This is a genomic window from Sphaerospermopsis sp. FACHB-1094 (genome assembly GCF_014696195.1).
Classification (GTDB): Bacteria; Cyanobacteriota; Cyanobacteriia; order Cyanobacteriales; family Nostocaceae; genus Sphaerospermopsis; species Sphaerospermopsis kisseleviana.
Map to the genome: position 1 here is coordinate 14,569 of NZ_JACJPT010000049.1, position 21,579 is coordinate 36,147.

The 21,579-nt window shown below is 40.3% G+C and carries 22 protein-coding genes and 2 pseudogenes; 11 read left to right on the top strand and 13 right to left on the bottom strand.

What is annotated here, in order from left to right:
* The first annotated feature begins 96 nt into the window (after positions 1-96).
* Together H6F47_RS15650 and H6F47_RS15655 are read left to right on the top strand one after the other, a co-directional pair.
* Entirely contained in the window at positions 97-1,035 is a 939-nt protein-coding gene (locus H6F47_RS15650) for a class I SAM-dependent methyltransferase (protein WP_096567726.1), read from the top strand.
* 143 nt (positions 1,036-1,178) lie between these two features.
* Positions 1,179-2,153, top strand: coding sequence for a PrsW family glutamic-type intramembrane protease (locus tag H6F47_RS15655; RefSeq protein WP_096567728.1), 975 nt, complete (start codon positions 1,179-1,181; stop codon positions 2,151-2,153).
* Positions 2,154-2,288: 135 nt separating this feature from the next.
* On the opposite strand, the gene H6F47_RS15660 is transcribed toward H6F47_RS15655, so the two are convergent.
* Together H6F47_RS15660 and H6F47_RS28900 are read right to left on the bottom strand one after the other, a co-directional pair.
* A complete protein-coding gene (locus tag H6F47_RS15660) occupies positions 2,289-3,191 on the bottom strand; it encodes a 6-carboxytetrahydropterin synthase (protein WP_307722534.1) in 903 nt (300 codons plus the stop codon).
* A pseudogene (locus H6F47_RS28900) lies at positions 3,180-3,563 on the bottom strand (6-carboxytetrahydropterin synthase); the annotation flags it as partial. The pseudogene H6F47_RS28900 and the gene H6F47_RS15660, both read right to left, overlap by 12 nt.
* Before the next feature lie 176 nt (positions 3,564-3,739).
* Between H6F47_RS28900 and H6F47_RS15665 the strand changes: the two are divergent.
* Both H6F47_RS15665 and H6F47_RS15670 read left to right on the top strand, forming a co-directional pair.
* Positions 3,740-3,964, top strand: coding sequence for a hypothetical protein (locus H6F47_RS15665; protein WP_190649924.1), 225 nt, complete (start codon positions 3,740-3,742; stop codon positions 3,962-3,964).
* Between the two features lie 141 nt (positions 3,965-4,105).
* Positions 4,106-4,246: a hypothetical protein gene (locus H6F47_RS15670; protein ID WP_162501924.1), complete on the top strand. Its 141-nt coding sequence runs from the start codon at positions 4,106-4,108 to the stop codon at positions 4,244-4,246.
* A gap of 48 nt (positions 4,247-4,294) precedes the next feature.
* Here the strand turns inward: H6F47_RS15670 and H6F47_RS15675 are convergent, their stop codons facing one another.
* From H6F47_RS15675 to H6F47_RS15695, 5 genes are all read right to left on the bottom strand, one after another.
* Entirely contained in the window at positions 4,295-4,984 is a 690-nt protein-coding gene (locus H6F47_RS15675; RefSeq protein ID WP_096567736.1) for a DnaJ domain-containing protein, read from the bottom strand.
* A 189-nt stretch (positions 4,985-5,173) separates the two neighbouring features.
* Entirely contained in the window at positions 5,174-6,127 is a 954-nt protein-coding gene (gene cysK, locus H6F47_RS15680; RefSeq protein ID WP_096567738.1) for a cysteine synthase A, read from the bottom strand.
* A gap of 17 nt (positions 6,128-6,144) precedes the next feature.
* Positions 6,145-6,582, bottom strand: a complete 438-nt coding sequence (locus H6F47_RS15685; protein ID WP_137668639.1) for an Rrf2 family transcriptional regulator — start codon at positions 6,580-6,582, stop codon at positions 6,145-6,147.
* Positions 6,583-7,008: 426 nt separating this feature from the next.
* Positions 7,009-8,709, bottom strand: coding sequence for an iron uptake porin (locus H6F47_RS15690; protein ID WP_190649926.1), 1,701 nt, complete (start codon positions 8,707-8,709; stop codon positions 7,009-7,011).
* A gap of 1,045 nt (positions 8,710-9,754) precedes the next feature.
* On the bottom strand, positions 9,755-10,072 hold the full coding sequence (locus tag H6F47_RS15695) for a hypothetical protein (RefSeq protein ID WP_190649928.1): 318 nt from the start codon (positions 10,070-10,072) through the stop codon (positions 9,755-9,757).
* 105 nt (positions 10,073-10,177) lie between these two features.
* On the opposite strand from H6F47_RS15695, the gene H6F47_RS15700 reads away from it, so the two are divergent.
* A complete protein-coding gene (locus H6F47_RS15700) occupies positions 10,178-10,441 on the top strand; it encodes a DUF3146 family protein (RefSeq protein WP_096566311.1) in 264 nt (87 codons plus the stop codon).
* A 24-nt stretch (positions 10,442-10,465) separates the two neighbouring features.
* Here the strand turns inward: H6F47_RS15700 and H6F47_RS15705 are convergent, their stop codons facing one another.
* Positions 10,466-10,903, bottom strand: coding sequence for a pre-16S rRNA-processing nuclease YqgF (locus H6F47_RS15705; RefSeq protein ID WP_187041239.1), 438 nt, complete (start codon positions 10,901-10,903; stop codon positions 10,466-10,468).
* Between the two features lie 69 nt (positions 10,904-10,972).
* Here H6F47_RS15705 and H6F47_RS15710 point away from each other — a divergent pair, with 69 nt between their 5' ends.
* Positions 10,973-11,233: a hypothetical protein gene (locus H6F47_RS15710; protein WP_190649939.1), complete on the top strand. Its 261-nt coding sequence runs from the start codon at positions 10,973-10,975 to the stop codon at positions 11,231-11,233.
* On the opposite strand, the gene H6F47_RS15715 is transcribed toward H6F47_RS15710, so the two are convergent.
* A complete protein-coding gene (locus H6F47_RS15715) occupies positions 11,132-12,622 on the bottom strand; it encodes a DUF3084 domain-containing protein (RefSeq protein ID WP_096566307.1) in 1,491 nt (496 codons plus the stop codon). The two genes, H6F47_RS15710 and H6F47_RS15715, sit on opposite strands and share 102 nt — an antisense overlap.
* A gap of 179 nt (positions 12,623-12,801) precedes the next feature.
* Entirely contained in the window at positions 12,802-13,473 is a 672-nt protein-coding gene (gene ntcA / locus H6F47_RS15720) for a global nitrogen regulator NtcA (protein WP_096566305.1), read from the bottom strand.
* A 515-nt stretch (positions 13,474-13,988) separates the two neighbouring features.
* Here ntcA and fabI point away from each other — a divergent pair.
* From fabI to H6F47_RS15740, 4 genes are all read left to right on the top strand, one after another.
* On the top strand, positions 13,989-14,765 hold the full coding sequence (gene fabI / locus H6F47_RS15725; protein WP_190649930.1) for an enoyl-ACP reductase FabI: 777 nt from the start codon (positions 13,989-13,991) through the stop codon (positions 14,763-14,765).
* Positions 14,766-14,851: 86 nt separating this feature from the next.
* The gene (hisB, locus tag H6F47_RS15730) at positions 14,852-15,448 is read left to right on the top strand and encodes an imidazoleglycerol-phosphate dehydratase HisB (RefSeq protein ID WP_187041235.1); all 597 of its coding nucleotides are present in this window, start codon (positions 14,852-14,854) and stop codon (positions 15,446-15,448) included.
* Positions 15,449-15,579: 131 nt separating this feature from the next.
* Positions 15,580-16,554 (top strand): ABC transporter ATP-binding protein, encoded by a 975-nt coding sequence (locus H6F47_RS15735; RefSeq protein WP_137668132.1) that lies wholly within the window; start codon positions 15,580-15,582, stop codon positions 16,552-16,554.
* A 439-nt stretch (positions 16,555-16,993) separates the two neighbouring features.
* On the top strand, positions 16,994-18,424 hold the full coding sequence (locus H6F47_RS15740) for a polysaccharide biosynthesis/export family protein (RefSeq protein ID WP_190649932.1): 1,431 nt from the start codon (positions 16,994-16,996) through the stop codon (positions 18,422-18,424).
* A gap of 520 nt (positions 18,425-18,944) precedes the next feature.
* Here H6F47_RS15740 and H6F47_RS15745 read toward each other — a convergent pair.
* Positions 18,945-19,394, bottom strand: coding sequence for a hypothetical protein (locus H6F47_RS15745; RefSeq protein WP_190346927.1), 450 nt, complete (start codon positions 19,392-19,394; stop codon positions 18,945-18,947).
* 10 nt (positions 19,395-19,404) lie between these two features.
* Here H6F47_RS15745 and H6F47_RS15750 point away from each other — a divergent pair, with 10 nt between their 5' ends.
* Positions 19,405-19,572: a hypothetical protein gene (locus tag H6F47_RS15750; protein ID WP_190649934.1), complete on the top strand. Its 168-nt coding sequence runs from the start codon at positions 19,405-19,407 to the stop codon at positions 19,570-19,572.
* A 455-nt stretch (positions 19,573-20,027) separates the two neighbouring features.
* Here H6F47_RS15750 and psbC read toward each other — a convergent pair whose 3' ends face one another.
* Complete coding sequence (gene psbC / locus H6F47_RS15755; protein ID WP_096566293.1) at positions 20,028-21,413, bottom strand: photosystem II reaction center protein CP43; 1,386 nt, start codon at positions 21,411-21,413, stop codon at positions 20,028-20,030.
* Positions 21,397-21,579: pseudogene (locus H6F47_RS15760) on the bottom strand (photosystem II D2 protein (photosystem q(a) protein)); the annotation flags it as partial. The gene psbC and the pseudogene H6F47_RS15760, both read right to left, overlap by 17 nt.

The following is a 21,579-nucleotide window of genomic DNA, read 5'->3' on the forward strand; positions in this document are numbered from 1 at the left end:
CCTATTCCCTATTCCCTCTTACACTGTCACCAGTCCCCAGTCACCAGTCACCAGTCACCTGCTGTAAAATAAAGCTGTTCCCAACTACAAAAATGTATGACTACTGCTATTAAAACCTCTCCTGACTTACCTTCCCGCTTAGTCAATGGCATTCTTTCAGTTAAGCCTTTATTTAACCTAGCTAAACACCAAGCCAGACAAATGATGATTAAACGGGCTGAGAAAATAGGTGTACCTTGGAATCAAGAAGTTGAAAAACTACAAGCAGCACGAGATTGGGCAAATGATTTAGCTCAAGTCCAAAATCCTCAAACTACCTATCCAGAATATTACTTACGTCCATTTCACGCTTATGATGGAGGGGATCTTAGCTGGAAGGCTGCTTTTGAGTTGGAAGTGGCTGCTCGTACTGTTCATGCCAGCATTTGGAAAGATGCAGGTGCTGAAGGTGATACTCAACTGCGTCAAAGTTATCACAATATTCTCAAAGCTCAACTTCCCCATCCACCACAAGATATTTTAGACTTGGGTTGTGCTGTGGGATTAAGTACCTTTGCTCTACAAGAACTTTACCCCCAAGCCAAAATCACAGGTTTAGATTTATCTCCCTATTTTTTAGCTGTTGCTAACTATCGTTCTCAACAACGTCAAAGTAATATTAACTGGGTTCATGCTCAAGCTGAATCTACAGGATTAGCAGATAATTCTGTTGATTTAGTTTCGATTTTTTTAATGTGTCATGAATTGCCCCAGTCAGCAACTAGAAAGATTTTTGCAGAAGCAAGACGGGTTTTGCGTCCAGGTGGGCATTTAACAATTATGGATATGAATCCCAAATCAGAAATTTACAAAAAAATGCCTACTTATGTTTTCACTTTGCTCAAAAGTACAGAACCTTATTTAGATGAATATTTCACTTTAGATATTGAGCAAGCTTTAGTTGAGGCTGGTTTTCAAAATTCAACTATTACTAATAACAGTCCTCGTCATCGGACTATTATTGCTCAAGTCAGTAATTCAACAATGGAAAATTAACAATTGACAATTGACAATTACCTCCCCTTCCCTGGAAATGAGAGCATTAGGAAATAGGAAATTTTTTCTGTTTTCTCATAGAAAGGAGAGGTTTTAACCTTTAATGAAACAATTGTCAATTATCAATTATCAATTGATAATGTGTGCATAATTTATCTCTTGTACTCTGGGCAATAATTCCACCGCTGCTGTTTTTGTGGTTTTACTATCGCCGAATTTCAGCGCCTCCTTTTCCCCTACAAATACTATGTTTTTTTGTAGTTGGTGCAATTTCTGGTTTTGTGGCTTTGGGGTTAGAATGGGCTATAGAAATTGCTGCTAATTCTGTTATGAACTGGGCAAAAATACAACGTTATTTTGTTGGTTTTGCCCTGCGGCAGTTGGTGGTTATTGGTCCAGTTGAAGAAGGTTGTAAGTTTGCTGCTGTTATTATTCCTATCTGTTATTTTCAACGCAGTTATAGGTTACGCACTAGTACGGTTTTTCTGTTTACGATAGCTGCTGCTTTGGGGTTTACTGCTGAGGAAAATTGGGTTTATTGGTTTCATGGTACTGCACCAATTTTAGAACGAATTATTAGCACTCCTGTACATTCTATGTTTGTTGCTCCTTGGGGGTATGCGTTAGGAAAATATATTTTTTCTAGCAGACGTTTAAATAAAGATAGAAGTTCAATTTTTACTGCTTGGTTAAATTCGGTTTTATTTCATGCTTTGGTAAATATTTTATCTAGAAGTTGGGTTTATCCCCCTCCCATTAGTTTTCTTGGTTATTGTTTATTTCCTTTTTTGTTATGGTTGTTTTGGCGACTAGAACAATTTTGGCGAAAATCTCAAGGTAAACGTCCTATTACTTTAATTTCTGGTAATACTTCTAAGCAGCGTTTTTGGCAAAGAAGTTTAATTTTGCTGATGTTGATTTTGGGTGGTAATGCTATTTTTGGCATTTTTATTTTGGTGAGAAAAGTTAGTCCTTTGCCAATAATAAGAATTTTTGATACTGAGATTTTCTTGTTTATATTTAGGGAAATTTTTATTAATTTTTGTTTGGGTTTTGTGGCTTGGTTGATTTATCTTTATTTACGCAATTTAGCCCGTCGTCGATATTTTTTTCAATGATGAAAAGTGAGAAGTCAGGAGCAGGATGCAGTATAAATATTCTGACTCCTGACTCCTGTACGGGCGAAGCATTCGAGTGACTAATTATCAATTTTTGTCCAAGGCTATTTTGCGAATGCTTCGCCCCTACTTAACTTAAACTGCTGCTAATTCTAGTTGTTTGACTGCTGCATTTACAGAAGTCTGATCTAAGTCAGCAGCGTAAATTTCACAGGAGTTATTAGGACTTTCTACGAGTTTGATTTTGTAAAGTTCTGCTCCTAGTTGTTGAATAGGCGATCGCAATGTATTACTAATATAAAATGCGATGTTTTCCGCAGTGGGTACAACTTGAGCAAAAAAGGAAACGTCTTTATTTAAGAAACCATGATCCATTGGTTCAATTACAGAATTTTTAATGATTTGATTTAAACCACCTAAATCAACTCCCATTCCTGTAACTGGATCAATTTCCCCTTTGACGGTGACTTCTAAATGATAATTATGTCCGTGTCCATTAATGCGAGCGCATTTACCGTAAATTTGTTTATTTTTTTCTAAACTCAAATCAGGATGTGCTAATCTATGGGCTGCACTAAAATCAGTAGCTACATTGAAAAATGTTTCTGATCCATTACCTTTGTATTCTACCCACAGTTGATCACTTTCAAATAATTTCACCTGGGATAATTTTACTCCCAATTTTTGAATTGGAGATTGCAGTAAATCACTAATGTAACGAGAGATATTTTCTGTGGTGGGAACTATTTGTGATTCAGCAAAATAAGGAATATCTTCATTAATGCAGGAGTGATCAAATAATTCTAAAACATGATCTTCAACTACTTTCTTTAAAGCACGAACATCTACAATCATTCCTGTACGTGAGTCCATTTCCCCTTCTACAGTCACTTCTAAATGATAGTTGTGTCCGTGGGTGCGGGTACATTTACCATATTTTTCTGCACTCAGGTTAGGCGCTAAACGATGGGCGGCGCTAAAATGACTTCTGATGGTTAAAGAGGCTTTTTTTCCTTCTCCTTGATATTCTGCCCACATCTGCGGATGTTCCAACAACTGCACCTTAACGATGGGTAAATGCGGTGTTAACCGTTCCCAGATCACTTTAGCAATATTTTCTGTGGTGGGGAGAGTTTGTTTAAATTCTGGCCACACATCATTCAGGTAAGAAAAATCTAGTTGACCGGTAGCTTCGTTTTTGATGGTGTGTTTTACATCAGACAGGTTTAACACCATTCCATACTCATCCAGTTCACCAGACATGGAGATAAATAATACATAGTTATGACCTTGACCGGGGAATTTCGAGAAAGGACCAAACTTTTCTAGGTTCTCGGTTTCACTCAATTCCGGCAACCAATACCGATGAGTAGCTGAAAACTGAGCGCGGCGATTTATGATACATTCCATGACTGCACTGGTAAAAATTTAATATTTCTTTATCTTTCACTGTATCCAGTGTAAACCAATTTGTGCTGTGGTGGTAAGTTGTTTGTTTACTGGTAACTCTTGAGTAGGTACTGGGGAAAGGATAAAGATATTAAAAAGACAAAGAAGGCTCAAAGATTAGAAATGAAGTATCTTTAATGTCAGAACCTGTATTACTTACCCTTAAAGTAGAAAGAACAGAAGAGGTATATGCAACAATTCTGTACTATTTACAAAACAAAGAAATTGTCAGCAATTATATGAAAACCTGGATAGAACATGGTCATAAAATGAGAGAACAACAAAGACTGAATCCCCCACCAGTATCAGAAAAACTCAGACAACTTAGAAAAGAGAGACAATTTTATATTGGTGACAAATAACCGCACTTCTATGCCAGTGCATTTATCTGATCATAAGCTGTTACACAGCTAAATTGTATAATCCTAATATTCTGAACTCTTGTTTAACAGGCAAGATGCCTGTTCCACTTATACAAATTAAATGCACAACAGCTTATTGCCATGAATCGTCACATACCAGGAATCTTTATTGTCAATCCTAATTTAAGTGTTGGTGAAAATATAGAAGAATTAATATTAGTTGCTTTAGCTTCAGAAGATGGTGAATATCAAGATCGGATAGTCTATTTACCATTACCATAAAATCTGAAAAATCATCAAACCTTCTGACTCCTTACTTCTTACCATTTTTCACCCCACAGATTCTTGCGCTTCACAATGTAACCGCGTTGCTATTCTAAACATTTCTTGACCCGTGTGCAAATAACGATCATCATAATTTAAAGGAAAATATCCCAACTCTTCCAAACCATCACCCACTTGATTTAAACTATAATAAAGATGTGCTGCTACTCTCGCTAAACTAGGAGGGTTTGGTAAAGAATGAAAGGTATTTTGAGCCTTTTTAAAATCATCCCGACAGTTATCTAAATATTCTTGAAATTGATCTATTAACTCATCATCAAAAGGATCTGCTGCTAAGTCTTCAATTTGCTGTTCTAAAGAATTAAGAATGCGACAAAGCACGCGGTTGATCGGTTGATAAACTACACGCAACCACTCTTCAACCTTTTCATCTGCATCTTTTCCAGATTGTTTTTTAGCCTTATGTTGTTTTTGAGCAGATGCAGTTCTTTCTTGACGATGAATATTTGATTTTTGGGCATCTTTTCTAATTTGTTCATCGTATTTTAGACGACTTTGAACATCACTCAAAACTTCATAAGCAGCATTAATTCTAATAATTTCCTCATGATTAGCTGTTTCCTGATTACTGTCAGGATGAAACATTTTCACCAAGCGGCGATATGCTTGTTTAATCTCCGCTTGGCTGGCATTAGCATTAACTTTCAGGGTTTTGTAATGGTTAGAATCTTCCATGATTTAATTATCAGTTATCAGTTATCAGTTATCAGTCATCAGTAATTAGTTATCAATAAATTTTATTATTAATCTGTTCACTGTTCACTGACTCCTGTACGGGCGAAGCATTGGGAAAATAGCCTTGGACACAAATTGATAATTGGTCGTCCGAATGCTTCGCCCCTACAACTCCTGACTCCTGAATTCTTAGTTTACCGTCTTAGCTTCTAAATCCTGAAACAAAGGTGTACTCAAATATCTTTCACCAAAACTTGGTTGAATCATGACTATTAAACGTCCTGCATTTTCTGGACGTTGGGCGACACAAATAGCAGCACATAAAGCAGCACCACTAGAAATTCCCGATAATAGTCCTTCTTCCCTAGCTAACCTGCGACTGAAAGCGATCGCCTCTTCATCAGTGACAGAAATTATCTCATCAATCAATTTTACATTCAAAACTTGGGGAACAAAACCCGCCCCAATACCCTGAATTTTATGGGGTCCTGGTTTACCACCAGATAACACAGGACTATTAGCAGGTTCAACAGCGATCGCCTGAAAACTAGGTTTCTTTGCCTTCAAAACTTCCGCCACACCAGTAATAGTACCACCAGTACCCACACCCGCCACAATCATATCTACCTGGCCATCGGTATCTTCCCAGATTTCCAAAGCTGTAGTTTCTCTATGTATTTTAGGATTAGCAGGATTGCGGAACTGTTGCAACATATATGAGTGTGGTGTGGTTTCCACAATTTCCTGCGCTCTGCGAATCGCTCCACTCATCCCCTCAATACCCGGTGTTAATTCCAATTCTGCCCCATACGCCCGCAACATTGCCCGACGTTCAGCACTCATGGTTTCCGGCATAGTCAAAATTAATTTATACCCCTTAGCCGCCGCTGTCATTGCCAAAGCAATACCCGTATTTCCCGATGTCGGTTCTACCAACACTGTCTTACTAGGAGTGATTAAACCTTCCCGTTCAGCATCATTAATCATACTCACACCGATTCTGTCTTTCACCGATGCCGATGGGTTCATACTTTCCAGTTTCAGCAAAATCTGTGCTACACAACCTTCTTCCTGGGGAATACGGTTTAACTGCACCAAGGGAGTCCGTCCAACCAATTCTGTAATATTTCGAGCAACCCGCATAATAACTTTTGATTCCTTTAGATGTAGTACATGATATCTAATTGCCTCCGTGAATCTCGCTGTTCACAAAGATCCTGAAGCGAATATTTTTCCAAGACTGCATTTGCAGCCTGACGCGCTTCTTGCCAAATTTCTTCTACAATGGCACTATCTACACTTTTGGGGTTATTATCATCTTCCCCTGTCTTGATATCCAACCCTTCTAAACATTCCAAAATATCAAAAACGCTGATTTTCCAAGGTTCTCGCGCTAACAGATAGCCACCTTTTGAACCACGTTGACTTTTAACTATACCCCCACGCCTCAAAGTAGCAAGTAGCTGTTCTAAATAGCGATCTGGTATGTCTTGTTGGGCAGCAATTTGTCGAATTTGCATCGGTTCGCCGCTTTCGTAATGAGTTGCCATTTCTAATAACGCCAGAATTGCGTATTCAGATTTACAGGATAGTTCCACAAGCAGCAGTTAAGAATAAAGGATCATTAATTATTCATAATTCATAACTTTTTCTAGTATACTCCGGTTTTACACTGGGGTTTGTACTTTTTTTGAGTATTCAGCTATCAGCCATCAGCAATCAGCTATAGCAGGTGACAGTGCTAAAAGCCTTTAATTGTCTAAGTTTTAGTTTTGGTTAATGTTCTCACCTTCTTCTCTAGAGCGTCGATTCAGCAATGCTAGGTAATCTGTTTTTATCTTGTAGGGGCGAAGCATTCAGGTGATAACCTATCGCTGAAGCCAGTTCATATTCTGTCCGAATGCTATACGCCCTTACGATTAATGAATCGGTTTTCTAGGTTTTTTCTGCCCAAAACAAAAAACCCGCCTCATGGCGGGCAAAACAGATTAAAAGATTGTTAGCAGACTACCAACTTTCTTAATCTAGAAAGTAAACGTTGTTCTGAGAGTTCCAATAAAGGCATCCTGGCTATTGCTGTTTTGTCCAACAGCTGGCAACCAAATTACACCAGGGGTGACAGAGATGTTATCAGAAACGCGATACTTGTAGAAACCTTCAACTTGGTAAGGCATATCACCAGTGTTAGGACCACCAGCATTATTAAAGGTATAGGGTTGAACGCCACCGAAAATACCTAATACGTTCCCTCTCTTACCAAAGTCAGGTAACGCTACCCCAACTCCATAACTCCAAGCTTCAAAATCATCATTTGCAGCAAAGCCTGTAATATCGTGGTAAGAAACGAAACCACTGATAGATAGTCTTTGGCTGGGTTTGAACGCTGCGGAAACACCGTAGGAGTTACTGGAAGAGCCGCTTGGTGAACGGAGAGTATTAGCTAGTGTTGTACCGACAACAGCACCTCCATCACGTCCTGCATCAAACAAGGTACTACCAGCACCATGATAACCATGTACATAGGTAGCAGCTAAAGCAAGACGATTACCAACATTGAAGTTTAACTGACCTAAAGCCGCATAGTTACCATCAAACAAACCTGCACCATTAGCAGGGTTTTCAGCGCCAGAAGTTGTGTTTCCAGAAGCCAAGTAACCTAAAGTTAATGAACTTGGTTTGAGAATGCCGCCGCCTTGTCCAAAGGGTACATTAACAGCAATACCTGAACCACCACCAATTCTATAGATGGGATTTTCCGAACTAAAGGTACTTAAAGCACCATTACCGCCATCTGTTTTATCGAAGAAGTAAGGGTTGTTAACTGCTGCATAATGGCTATGCTGACCACCAGTAGCTGCTATGTAGACCTGTGCAGGACCAATAGGAGCTTCATAAGTCAGTTTGTCAATCTCAACATTGTTATTACCAGTGCTACCAACTTCAAAGGTTTGGTTAGTTTCATCTGTGGTTCCAAAACCTTGGGCATTACCCGCAGTCAAACGGGTATTCAACATATCTCTACCAGTGAAGCTGCTTTGCAGGTTCAAACGAACTCTGTTCTGCAAAACAGTTTGTCCAGGAGGAGTAGCGCCGAAGGAATCAGTGACAGCAAAAATAGCTTCACCTTGTAATTTAGTAGTAGTAGAGAATTGATTCGCTTCTAACTCAGCAGTACGGGCTTCCAAAGTATCTACACGACCCCGTAAAGTTGCCAGTTCCGCAGAAAATTCTTCTTGCAGACGCTGTAAAGTCGCTAAATCCTGTTTTGTCACCAAATCAGCTGTTGCTGTGGCGATCAATTCGTTAACACGATCTAAACAAGCATTTAAACCAGCAGCAAATTCATAACGAGTTAAGGCCCGGTTGCCGCGATATGTACCATTGGGATAACCCGCAATACAGCCATATCTTTCTACCAAAGACTGCAATGCTTGGAATGCCCAATCAGTGGGCTGAACATCAGAAAACTGAGATACTGATGTAACTTGCGACTGTAAATTTTGACCTTCGTTGCTGTAGTTCTGAACCTGGGCCAAAACCTGCGTTTTTGAAGCGACTGGAGCTAAAACTTCAGGCTGTTGGGAAACTTCTGTAGCGGCTTGAGTTTCCAGTGTTGATACTTCAGTGGTGGCATTTGCAGAGGCAACAGCTGTTCCTGAAACTAATAACGCTGCTCCTAAAACTGCTGGGCTAACCACCAGAGACTTCCACAAGAGATTAGACATCTTTACTTTTACTCCTCACACCGTTTATAGATGACTGTTTTTGTAGTACCTACTTATCCGAAATGCGATATCTTTTTGCGACCTGTGGATGAGGCATAGCTGCCACTACTACAATTTTAGTTTTTACAAAGTTAAAAAATGATTAACGAATCGTTAAAAAATCATGAAATTAACTTATGTAAAAGCATCTAAATCATAGTTTTATATTATAAAATATCTCAGCCTAATGATCAAGATAAAATTTATCAATTAAATACCGCGCAAATAAGCTGGTATCATATTCTCAATCACAACCAAGCAATTAACTATTTTCAACTCACACCACAGATATACAGGACAAAAACATAACAGCAGCTTTTGCCAAAAGTGTTTGCAACTGATTTAAACAATCACATCTGTTAGATTAAATTTCTTTGCTGTTGCCATTGGACAATTTCCTCTATTAGCAAAAACCTCTCTATATTGTGAGGATGTCCTGCCAAGTCTGAATGTTCCATGAAGCGCAGTTAAATTATTTTCAACAATTAATGGCGAATTCTGTAGCTTGTAAAAAAATACAGATATAGCGGAAGGCAAGAGGCAAGAGGCAAAAGTAAAACCCTTATTATTACTAGCTTTTAGCTTTTGAGAATGTCCTAACCAGCTTGTCTACTGCTATATGTTCGTGAAGAGAAAATTTACCGTTACTAGCCCCTAAAAAACTATCCGCCCTAAATTAAATCCGATGATCTAACTCAGGGCGGTCTAGCGGGTCTTCAGGTTGCAACCAGACTGCCGGAAGGAACTCCGACTTTTAGCCTAGCTACTTGAGCTAACTTAGTATCTCAGGATAACTAAATCTCAGGATAACTAAGGCTAACTTTTAGAGAACAGCCCCGGCGCACAGCCGGCTAACTGCAACCTGATGACCCATGCTTTTACTACTATCTATCATGGGCATCACCTCCTTGTTGCCTAAACGGTCTTAGTTTCAAAAAGGCAGAGCGCAAAACTCTGGGTTTTTAACCTGAAATTATCATAGCACAGAAAATTATTTTGGCAATAGTCAGGAGGTGACTGGTGACTGGTGACTGGTGATTGGTGATTGGTGACTGGTGATTGGTGATTGGTGACTGGTGATTGGTGATTGGTGATTGGTGATTGGTGATTGGTGACTGGTGATTGGTGACTGGTGACTGGTGACTGGTGACTGGTGATTGGTGACTGGTGACTGGTGACTGGTGACTGGTGACTGGTGACTGGTGACTGGTGACTGGTGATTGGGAATAATATTAACCATTACCCAATTCCCAATTCCCAATTCCCCATTACCCATTCCCAATTCCCAATTCCCCATTCCCAATTCCCAATTCCCAATTCCCAATTCCCCATTCCCAATTCCCAATTTGTCAATTTCAGAGATTTTTGGTACATAAAAATTAAGTAACCTACATGGTTCGCTTTTATCCCTCATCGGACACCCAGCATAGTGAGTGCTAAACGTCTACCAGAAACTACCGCCCATGTCAGAATCACCCGTCAATCTTGGCAACATGGCTTTCTTGAAGGTGATGTCAGCGCCGGCGATTTTGAATGGCATTTTCAATGGCATTTCCGTCGGGGAGAACTATCTGTCAAACCTTCCCAGGGTCGCGCTTTAATTAAAGAACCTCTCGGCCGCTTTTTGGAAAAACAAGATTACCAATTAGAACCAGGAGGCGATTATGCTTTTACTATTCGGGCAGAATTGTAAATAGAAGGAGTCAAGAGTCAGGAGTCAGTTGTCAGTAGAACTGCTGGAAGTTAAGCGGTTAAGGTAGCGTTCAATTAACAGGATGGCTACAATATCATCTATTGGTCGTGGTGGCTGTCGCAAACCTTTTGGTAAAAGTTTGGTGAGTCCTGTAGGTGGGAACATCTGCCAATAGCGATCGCGTGCTTCCAGAGTTGTATAACGCTCATCCACTAACACAATATTTACAGAGGGAATTAATTCCTGATTCAGTTGCTGTTTCCACTTTTTCGCCGTGGTTTGATCCCCCATGACAATTAAAGAAACAGGGTATTTTTGCCGTAGTGAAGAAATTTGTGCGATCGCCTCAACCGCAGGTACAACTTGATGAAAATACAACTGCCGATCCAATCCCATCACAGCTACACCACATTTATCTCGACCAGGATCAAAGCCTAAAATTGCAGGTTGTGTGTTAGTCATAGGGAACAGGGAATAGGGAAGTGGGAATTGGGAATTGGGAATTGGGAATTGGGAATTGGGAATTGGGAATTGGGAATTGGGAATTGGGAATGGTTGATATTATTCCCAGTCACCAGTCCCCAGTCCCCAGTCACCAGTCCCCAGTCACCAGTCACCAGTCACCAGTCACCAGTCACCAGTCACCAGTCACCAGTCCCCAGTCACCAGTCCCCAATCACCAGTCCCCAATCATGTGCTAAAAATAATTTGTCCATTGAAAAGTGCTACAAGTTTGATTCTCAATGGTCCTGCTGTATAGGTATTCTCAGCAGCTACAGATTTAATTTCTAAAGGTTGTTCAGATTGTTGCAATTGGGAGAAAAAGCGCAAAAAAGTTCCATCTACCTGTACTGCTTCCACAATACCAGCATTGCGGGCGCGAAATTGAGAAGCAGAAATCAGCAAGTCTAAACGTTGCCTTAATTGATATGATGTCATAGTTTTCATATCAGCAGAGGTTGTAGCTAGAACCTCACCTGCGGAGAATACCAGTTGATTTGGCATGGCATCAGCAAAAAATTCTATCTGTTTTTCTCCTCTGACATAATTACCCGCCGAAAAAATTCGCACTACATATTCTCTACCATCTTTAATTTGTTTGATAAGTTGTTCAACTCTCTCTTGGGTAACACGCAATAATTCTGCATTTCCCGGATTTGTTCCTGGTTCACTTAATTGGATGTTGGCATTGCGGTTAGCTTCTTGCAAAATTTGGACTACTACTTCACCAGCAGCAGTAGGTTTATCGACACGAACTACATCAGCAGCCAAAACTTGACCACGAACTAAGGCCAATTTACCCAAACGCAGGTCACGATAAGACTGGTAATATTTTTCTAGCCTTGCTACTTCCTGTTCTAAATATTGTTGCTGATTTTCTAATTCTTTGAGCCGAGCTTCTCTAGTAGCAATTACTTGTTCTCGTTTTTTAATTTCTAAGTTGCGATTTTGAATAAGTTTATCTAAATTAGCGATTTTTTGATCTCGCTGTTTAATCATTTCTTGCCGATTAGCAAGTTCTAAATCCCGTTTTTCGATAGCTGTCTTAGCTTCATCAATGGCTTTTTTAGCTTCAGCATACAGTCGCTGACGTTCTGCCCTCAACTCTTCCACTGCTGTCTGCAATGCTTGACGCTGTTGATAAAGGTTGTCTAGTTCATTTATAGCTTGTCTATACTGAATCACTACTTCACCCAGTCGGCTTTGAGTGCCTTGAAGTTGCGCTTGAGTTTTGGCTTGTTGGCTAATAGTGCGGTTGAGTTGAGCTTGGGTGATCTGTTGTTTGGCATTTGCCGCTTTTAGAGACTGATTAATTTTTTGTAAATCTTGCTGTGCTTGAGCTTGTTCTTTCCTAGCTTGAATTAACTGATTTTCTACCTCAGTTTTTTGGGTTTCCGCAATTTTTAATTGTTCTCGCTTGTTTCTTAGGTCTTTTTGAATATCCTCTAACTCAAACACTCCTTTCCGCAAACCTTCATCAGCAGCAAATAAAATTGCTAAAGTCGATGCCGATATTACACCACCCGTAAAAATCGTTACTAATACGGCTGTATTTTTAGGACGCAAATTAAATAAAGAGAGGCGTGCCTTGCCCACCTTAGTGCCAATGCGATCGCCCACAGTGGCAATCACGCCCCCCAGAATTAAAATTGCTGCTATCAGGATGTACCCGGTGGCCATCTTCAACTACCGCCAGAAATGCTTCCAGATACAGCCTACTACTTTCAACCATTGTCTGTGGGGGAAAGAAGATTGGCAAAAGCAGAATTTAGTCAATTTTTAAATTTCCTCCGATTGCGGGTATTTTTTTCAAAACACAACTTCAATACAACTTGTACCAACTTTCCCCCCAACAGATTTTAAGTAAATTGCTTACTTAATGTGACAGGTTTATGCACAGTAATCTTTTTCTTGTGGATGGAGATCATTTTTTTCTCGCGTAAATCTCCAAGCAATCTGGTGACAGTAACGCGAGTAGAACCAATTGCTTCAGCGATCGCCTGATGGGATAGCTTCAAATCAATGGTAATGCCATCTGCACAGGGTACACCAAAATCCCGACAGAGAATTAACAAAAAACTGATCAACCGAGAACCCATATCTCGGTGAGCAAGGGTTTCAATCATCATCTCTGTTTGCAGAATCCGCGAAGATAGTCCCCGCAGCATTAACATTGATAATTCTGGATTTTCCTTGAGTGCTTGCTCTACTTGTTCAATTGGGGCAGAAAGTAATTCTACCGCCGTAAAGGCAACTGCATGATAGAACCTATCTGACTTATTACCCGTTAGCAATGACAACACACCAAAAACACTATTTTCCCGCAGCAGTGCTACCGTTATTTCTTCTCCTGCTTCATATACCCTGGAAAGTTTCACAGCACCCTTGAGAAGAAAATAAACTCGTTCGGCGGGATCGCCGGGAAAAAAGATCGTTTTGTTGCGTTCAAACGTCTCTACAACTGGCGGAAATGCTCCAGTTGCCATCTGACGAAAAACATTTGCTAGGGCTTTATCTTGTGTCACGATCATCTCCCTTCCCCTACCCAATGCCGGAAAAACAAAAACTGATTACCTAAGAATACACCTGAAAATTCAATAAAGCACCGTCAACCTTTCTGTTTTTTCCTATACTCAAATCTCTCATTTTATCTTTATTTGTTGATCATGATACCCAATTTTTGTTATTTTTAGCCAAGAATTGTTGATCAGTAGTTTCTCAAACTCAACTAAAGAGGTTTTTTTGCAGAAAAATTTGCAATATCTTTATAAGTTCTTAAACAATTACAGCAGGAGTCAGGAGTCATTCGTAGGGGCAACACCCTGTGGTTGCCCTCTTGAGTCAGAAGTAAAATTCTCTTTCTGTCTATATTTCACGTTAGATCCTGTACCTCATTGATCTGCAATCTGCTTTATCATAAATTTCTGGACTGCAATACCCAAACGAATGATATTTTTGAAAATCCCCTACCTAACTAAGTAAAAATAGGGTCAGATTCTAGTATGGTTATCTATACTCCTAATGATTGATCACATTGACTATTTCTATGCTGAATCTGTCCGGTAAAAACGCCTTAGTCACGGGTATTGCCAATAATCGCTCCATTGCCTGGGGTATTGCTCAACAACTACACCAAGCTGGTGCTAACCTGGGCATTACCTATTTGCCAGATGAAAAAGGCAAATTCGAGAAAAAAGTCTCAGAATTAGTCGAACCTCTCCAACCTAGCTTATTCCTTCCCTGTAACGTTGAAAACGAGGAACAAATTCAAGCCACTTTTGAAACTGTCCGTGATCAATGGGGTAAATTAGACATCCTCATTCACTGTCTCGCTTTTGCTAACAAAGAAGATTTAAGCGGAGATTTTAGCAAAACGTCCCGTTCCGGTTTTAATAAAGCTTTGGAAGTTAGCACTTATTCACTGATTCAGTTAAGCGGTGCTGCCAAACCTTTGATGACTGAAGGCGGTAGTATTGTTACTCTCTCCTATTTAGGTGCTGTGCGAGCTATCCCTAACTATAACATCATGGGTGTAGCCAAAGCTGGGTTAGAAGCCAGTGTTCGTTACTTAGCAGCAGAACTAGGTCCCCAAAACATTCGTGTTAACGGTATTTCCGCAGGTCCTATCCGCACTTTGGCATCTTCAGCAGTAGGCGGCATTTTAGATATGATTCATCATGTTGAGGCAATCGCACCCCTGCGTCGCACCGTTACACAATTAGAAGTAGGTAATACCGCTGCTTTTTTATGTAGTAATTTATCCAGCGGCATCACTGGGCAAATCCTGTATGTAGATGCAGGATATGAAATGATGGGAATGTAATAGGTGACTGGTGATTGGTGATTGGTGATTGGGAAAAACAACTAATGACCAATGACTAATAACTAATAACTAATGACTAATGACTAATGACTACTAACCGCATTGCTACAGTTAAACGTACTACTGGGGAAACGGATGTAATAGTAACCATAAACATTGATGGTACGGGCATCTGTAACGCTAATACTGGCATTCCTTTTTTAGATCACATGATCCATCAAATCGCCTCTCATGGTTTATTTGATTTGGATATTCAAGCTAAAGGTGACTGGGAAATTGATGATCATCACACTAATGAAGATGTGGGGATTACTTTGGGTCAAGCTTTACATCAAGCACTAGGTAATAAAAAAGGCATTGTCCGCTTTGGTAATTTCCTTGCACCCCTAGATGAAGCTTTGATTCAGGTAGCTTTAGACTTTTCTGGCAGACCTCATCTCAGTTATGGTCTAAATATTCCTACTCAACGAGTGGGAACTTATGATACCCAACTGGTGCGGGAATTTTTTGTGGCGTTGGTGAATCATAGTCAAATGACCTTGCATATTCGCCAACTTGATGGTATTAATTCCCATCATATTATTGAAGCAACTTTTAAAGCCTTTGCCAGAGCGATGCGGATGGCAGTAGAAATTGATCCTCGTCGTGCTGAGACTATTCCCAGTTCAAAAGGTGTGCTATAAGTTACTGATGGTAGTGTAAGAAAGCTATTCTCTAGGCGATAATTGACACAACAATATAGTTTGTTTATTATCGTGCTAATTTCTAACTTGTAATCAATCGCACCCAGTCGGTAATTGGTAATTGAAACACGATGAATTCTGTTGCAGACACATCCGCTCCTCAACTGAATCCTGTAGATCAGCCTCCAGTAGTTCTGACTTCTGAGTTGCGAAAAGTTTATCGCACGGGTTTTTGGCTGAATCAAAAAGTCGTATCTTTGAAAAGTTGTTCTTTACAAGTTTACCCAGGGGAAACCTTTGGATTATTGGGACCTAATGGTGCGGGTAAAACCACTCTGTTAAAACTTTTATTGGGAATTATCCGCCCTTCTGCTGGCAGGGGATTATTATTAGGTAAGCCACTTGGCGATCGCTCGGTGAAACAGCGTATTGGTTACTTACCAGAAAATCCCTATTTATACGACTATCTCACCGGCTGGGAATTTTTGGAATTAGCTGCTGGTTTATTCCAAATACCTCAAAAGGTGCAACGTCAACGCATTCCCGAACTGTTAAAATTAGTCGGTTTGTCACAAACTGATGCTCGTAAAAAGCTAATGCGACGTTATTCTAAAGGCATGCTTCAGCGAGTTGGTATGGCTCAGGCATTAATTAATGATCCAGAATTGGTATTTTTAGATGAGCCTATGTCTGGACTTGATCCCTTGGGACGTTACCAAATGCGAGAAATTATTCTCTCACTCAAAAAAGCTGGAAAGACAATATTTTTCAACAGTCATGTTTTGAGTGAAGTAGAACAAATTTGCGATCGCATTGCTATCCTGGCTAAAGGAGAATTAATTTGTGCTGGTTCTCTCAATGAACTTTTAGGTACAGAGAATACATATCATGTTAAAGGTCAAGGAGGCGATACAGAAGTTCTGAATAAAAGAATACTTGATTTGCAATTTGAACCTGATGGTACTTGGCACGGTATTTTACAAGCAGATTACTATGATTTTCTAGCCAGTCTCCGATTAATGGGTGGTAAAATTATGACTATGAACTTAACTCGTCAATCTTTAGAAGAGTTCTTTATCCAACAGATCCAAAAACAAAATCAGTAATAATTCAGGATTCAGTACAGACGTTCCTACGGAACGTCTGTACGAGATTCAGGAACTTTTTCTGTTTCCTAAATGCTTATCCCTACATTGTGTAAACACTTGCTTTTATAACTGAAAAGTAACTTAAATCATGTAGGGCTAATTACTGGTAATAACTTGTAATAAAATTTCTTCTATTCCCTAAACCCTATAAAATATGATTCTTCACTATTGACGAATTTGAAAAAACTTGCTGTAATCGTTAACAATTAGATGATCTGTCCGATTTTTAATTTAAATTAAGTTAAATAAAAATTCAGAATATAGGATTCAGATTATATCCTGAAAACCATAGTTAATTAGGAAAATAAGGATGATAGGGAACTTGAATAATTAACTATAGTCAACGTTAAAAATGTTTAGAAATTTACAGATGGTAGTCTCAAATTCTCCAGTAAATATGCTTAATATACATTTGTGGAAATTTTTAACCCATTCAACTACAGCTGTAGTTTTGTTAACGAGTGTCAATCTTGCTTTACCATCCGTTAGCCTAGCGCAACAAAGAACAGCATCACAAACCTCCAACATATCTACAGACTACTTATTAGGTGGAGGCGATCGCATTCGTGTCAACATATTTGAAGTACCTGAATATACGGGTGAATATCAAGTACCCCCTGGTGGTTCAATTAACCTACCTCTAATTGGTAGTATATCCGTTCTCGGATTAACAACGGAACAGGCAGCAGACGAAATATCTAGAAGATATGCTCGCTTTCTCAAACGTCCGCTAATTTCAGTTAATTTATTATCACCTCGTCCCATTAACATTTTTGTAGCTGGAGAGGTAACACGACCAGGCGCTTACACTCTCAGTTTACAGGGCAGCGGCGGCGATAATCCCGGTTTACAATATCCCACAATATTAGCAGCACTTAGCACAGCCCAAGGGGTAACATTAGCAGCAGATGTGACTAAAGTACAATTACGCCGTAAAATTGGACGTTCTGGTGAACAGGTTATTGCTCTCAACCTCAAAGAAATCACCCAAACAGGCAGAATACCCCAAGATATCACCTTACGGGATGGAGACACCATAGTTGTACCCACCGCCACAGATTTCAACGTTGCTGAAGCTCGGAATTTATTTGCAGCCAATTATGCGGCTAGTCAAACTGCACCCCGCACAGTAGCTATTACAGGTCAAGTGTACCGTCCCGGTTCTTATTTAGTAACACCAGGTGGTGGTGGTGGAAATGATGGTGGAGCGCCAGGAACAGGCTTACCAACTGTCATGCGAGCAATTCAACTAGCTGGAGGAATTACATCACAAGCGGATGTGCGGAGTATTAAAATCCGCCGTCCTACTAGAATTGGCTCAGAACAAACATTAAATCTCAATCTCTGGGAATTATTGCAAACTGGGGATCTAAATCAAGATGTGGTGTTGCAAGATGGAGATACAATTGTTGTTCCCACAGCCACTGAGATTAACCCAGCGGAAGCAATACAATTAGCTACTACTACTTTATCACCGGCAACTATTCAAGTAGGGGTAGTCGGAGAAGTGAAAAAACCTGGATTAACAAATTTACAGCCGAATAGCTCTTTAAATCAGGCTTTACTGGCTGCTGGTGGCTTTAATGATGCTAGGGCTAGTAGTGGTGCTGTAGATTTGATTCGTCTCAATCCCAATGGTACTGTTACTAAACGGGTAGTAAAAATAGATTTCTCCAAAGGCATTAACGAGGAAACCAATCCCATACTTCGTAATAATGATGTTGTGGTAGTCAACCGTTCTGGTGTTGCCAAGGCTGGTGATACAGTAGGTACTGTAGCAGGTCCTTTGGGTCTTATCTTTAATGTTCTCAGGTTTTTTGGACTCTAAAATACTGTTAATGATTTGAGATTGCAAAGTAGTAGTTCCAAGAAATAATACTAATGCACCCAGAAAGGGGGCTAAATTCCTCAAAGTCCCCCTTTTTAAGGGGGATTTAGGGGGATCTGTGGGTGTCAAATCCCACACGAAAAAGTTTTCAAACAACCTCTAAAATTGGTAAGACACTCCGAGAGAAAGAACAGGGTAAATATTCAACCAGTCCAAATCGTCTTCCAATTGTTTCCTTTCTGCCTGCTATATAAAACCTAGACAAAACTAGACTTTACTTTCTACTTCAACGGGAGCATGGGAGCAGTTATCCCTCAGTAGACTTTCACGCCTTAGCCAGACGCGATTGTGTTCCAATTAAGTTTCTGAAAAAGACTACCACCATCATTGCTTGGTTTTCGCGTCGGCAATAGTCTCAATTCAATACTTGATATCACTGTATTATATATCAAGTAGTTGATTTTTTCCTAAAAATATATTGATTTTTGTCAATATAAGTATAGTTTTGTCTATGAAATTGTCAACTTAGGACTTGCTCTACATCACCTGCGGGAATATAATCAGGTGCTGTTAACTCTACTTTTGGTGAGCCAGCAAACATCACACCCAAATTAGCGGAGAAACCCCAGCGGTTACCAGATTTCACAGCATTACCCCAACCAATACCTAGATATGGTGCTACGCTATTGGGTAGGGAAATCTTGGCTTTCACTGTGTCACCAGGATTAATGGAATAGTCTATTCCATTTATGTTAATTGTTGTACCACCATTGGTGGCTTTACCAGTTCCTTCGATATTATTGTCTTGAAACACCAGCCCTCCAGTTAAACGAAAACCGGACTTTTGCCAAGGATGGTAGTCAACTAAAGTAGAAACATTGAATAAGTTAAGTTTAGCATCATAACTGATATCAGATTCTTCAATATCTGCGCTGATACCTAAACCAGTAATTCCAAGTTTAGCATTCATATTAGGTGTTATGGATTTGGTGACTGTTGCACCAACACCTAGTGTACTAATTTCAGGGGTGATTGCCCAACCGCTGGTTTTTGCAGGAGTTTTACTAGTTTCCTCAGTAGGTTTAGCTTCTTGTGACGGTTGTGTTGATGGATCAGGACGATTAGCGCAGCGAGAATTTAAAGGGTAATCTTTGCAGAACTTGTTTAAATCTAATGGTCTTTTGGCAAGTAAATCTACAGCATCGTAAGAAAAAGTACCAGGTTGAGGACGAGTCTCACTTGTTTCTGGTGTTATTGATGTAGCAATGTTAAAAGCCTTTGATTGTCTAAGTTTGAGATTTAGTTTATGTCCTAACCGTATTGTGTACAGCTATAGGACTACTATTTGATTTTTGAAAAAACTCCGTACACCCAAATCATCTCAAACCCTATTCCCTATTCCCTATTCCCTATTCCCCGCCTCCACGGAAAATTTATAAATCAAATCGGAACACTATATATCAAGCACAGCATAAAAGACGTAACAAATTTAATGTAAATTTTAATGTGTATAATTTTCAAACAGACGAAAAAAAAGCTCTCGCTTGACAGCAAGAGCAAGAAAATTAATTGATTGTCAGTGATGAAAGAAAACTAGAAAAACCTAGTCAAGATCCTTCATGTAGTACGCTGGTTCGTTCTCACGGTCAATACCTCTCTCAAAACCACCAGCAGCAGCACGAGCGCGTCCTGCGTGCCACAAGTGACCGATAAGGAAGAAGAAACCTAAGACAAAGTGAGAAGTAGCCAACCATGCACGAGGAGATACATAGTTGAAGGAGTTGATTTCAGTAGCCACACCACCTACAGAGTTCAAAGAACCCAGAGGAGCGTGTGTCATGTATTCAGCAGCACGACGAGCTTGCCAAGGCTGAATATCATTCTTGATTTTTTCTAAGTCAAGACCGTTAGGACCACGGAGAGGCTCTAACCAAGGACCACGGAAATCCCAGAAACGCATGGTTTCACCACCGAAGATGATTTCACCGGTAGGAGAACGCATCAAGTATTTACCAAGACCAGTAGGACCTTGAGCAGAACCAACGTTAGCACCTAAGCGTTGGTCACGAATCAAGAAGGTTAAAGCTTGTGCTTGAGAAGCTTCAGGGCCAGTAGGACCAAAGAATTCGCTGGGGTAAACGGTGTTGTTATACCAAACCATGACGGAAGCGATAAAGCCCATCATAGACAAAGCACCTAAGCTGTAGGATAGGTAAGCTTCACCAGACCAGATAAAAGCACGACGCGCCCAAGCAAAAGGCTTGGTGAAGATGTGCCAAATACCACCGGAAATACAAATTAAAGCAATCCAGATGTGACCGCCGATAACATCTTCCATGTTATCAACGCTGATAATCCAGCCTTCGCCACCAAAGGGAGCTTTAATGAGATAACCAAAGATGATAGCAGGGTTGAGGGTGGGGTTAGTGATTACACGCACGTCACCACCACCGGGAGCCCAGGTGTCATAGACACCACCGAAGAACATAGCCTTCAGTACCAACAGCAACGCACCGCATCCTAAGATGATCAGGTGGAAGCCGATGATGTTGGTCATCTTGTTCTTGTCTTTCCAGTCATAACCAAAGAAAGAAGAATATTCTTCTAAGGTTTCAGGACCACGTACAGCGTGGTAGATACCGCCAAAACCGAGAACAGCGGAAGAAATTAGGTGCAGTACACCTACAACAAAGTAGGGGAAAGTGTCGATAACTTCACCACCAGCACCAACGCCCCAACCTAATGTGGCAACGTGAGGGAGAAGAATTAAGCCCTGTTCATACATGGGCTTTTCTGGGATAAAGTGAGCAACTTCAAATAATGTCATTGCTCCAGCCCAGAATACAATCAAACCAGCGTGAGCAACGTGAGCGCCCAGCAGTTTACCAGATAGGTTGATTAAACGAGCGTTACCAGACCACCAAGCAAAACCGCTTGATTCTTGGTCACGGCCACCGGCTATAACTGATCTATTAGAGAGCGTTACCACGTGGTAGTACCTCCTCTGGGAATACGAACTGTTCGTGGGGTTGATCTTGAGGAGCCATCCAAGCGCGGATACCCTCGTTCAACAAAATGTTTTTGGTATAGAATGTTTCAAATTCTGGGTCTTCTGCTGCCCGTAATTCTTGGGAAACGAAGTCATAAGCCCGCAG